Below are 1,110 nucleotides of genomic sequence, written 5' to 3'. Positions count from 1 at the left end.
CTCTATTTCCAGACGCTCGACAGCGAGGCCGGCGCGTTCCTGCGCGTCCTCGACGAGGCGTTCGAGGAAGAGGCGAAGGAGGCGACACTGGCGTACGCGTTCCTCCTGACCGATGGCCCGAGCACTGAGCCCGCGCTCGACGCCCGCGTGGAGGCGTGGCTCCGCGAGAAGCTTGGCGAACAGGTGGACTTCGAGGTGGACGATGCACTGGCAAAGCTCGAGCGGCTCGGCGTGGCCACGAAGAGCGGCGAGACGTGGACGGCGGTGGCGCCGGAGACCGCGGCAGAGGCACTGCGGGCGCGGTGGGTGGCGGCGGTGTGAGGGGGTGACGGCCAATAACAGTGCGTTGGCGCGCTGTTGAGCGATAGAACGACGCTCTATCGCTCACCATGAGCGATAGAATGATGCCATGCCCGTCTGGAACTGGCAACTCCCGGAATGGCCGTCGTTCCGATTCAACGCCCACCGACTCGCTGCAGCGGAGGAGCAGTTCGCGCAGGGCGCGGGCGCGCTCGCGGCCGTGATTCGCCACGCCGAGCCCGAAGCTGCGGAGCGGGTCTACATCGAGCGAATGGCGGACGAAGCCGTCACCACCTCCACGATCGAGGGTGAAACCCTGGCGCGCGAAAGCGTGCAGTCGTCGGTGAGACGCGCGCTGGGGCTGAGCACCCCCGATCCCGTGGCCACGCCTGCGGAGCGCGGCATCGCCGAGTTGATGGTGGACGTATGTCGCACGTTTGCCGATCCGCTCGATGCGGGCACCCTGCTCCGATGGCATCGCATGGTGATGCGCGGACGGCCGGAAATGGCGGACGTGGGGGCGTGGCGCACCCATCCGGAACCCATGCAGGTGGTGAGCGGCCGCATCGACTTCCCGACGGTGCATTTCGAGGCTCCGCCCGCGAGCCGCGTGCCGGCGGAGATGAATCGATTGCTCGACTGGTTTGACCGGACGGCAGGCGGCGCGCTGCAGGAGCGGACACTGGCACGTGCGGGCATCGCGCATCTCTGGTTCGAGAGCATCCATCCGTTCTCCGACGGCAACGGCCGCATCGGGCGTGCGCTCAGCGAGAAGGCGCTCGCACAGGCGATGGAGCGACCCTCCTTGAC

General features: G+C 68.0%; 2 protein-coding genes. Both read left to right on the top strand.

Annotated elements, in window-relative coordinates; genetic code table 11:
• The coding region (locus EB084_26225) for a DUF3754 domain-containing protein (protein NDD31760.1) at positions 1–321 on the top strand (321 nt) is incomplete at its 5' end.
• A 199-nt stretch (positions 322–520) separates the two neighbouring features.
• Positions 521–1,110, top strand: a 590-nt coding sequence (locus EB084_26220) for a Fic family protein (protein NDD31759.1), incomplete at its 3' end; no start/stop codon positions are given.

The organism is Pseudomonadota bacterium (assembly GCA_010028905.1).
In the GTDB taxonomy this organism is placed as follows: Bacteria; Vulcanimicrobiota; Xenobia; order RGZZ01; family RGZZ01; genus RGZZ01.
Note: the sequence above shows the minus strand (reverse complement) of the source record. Positions and strands in the feature narration are given on the sequence as shown.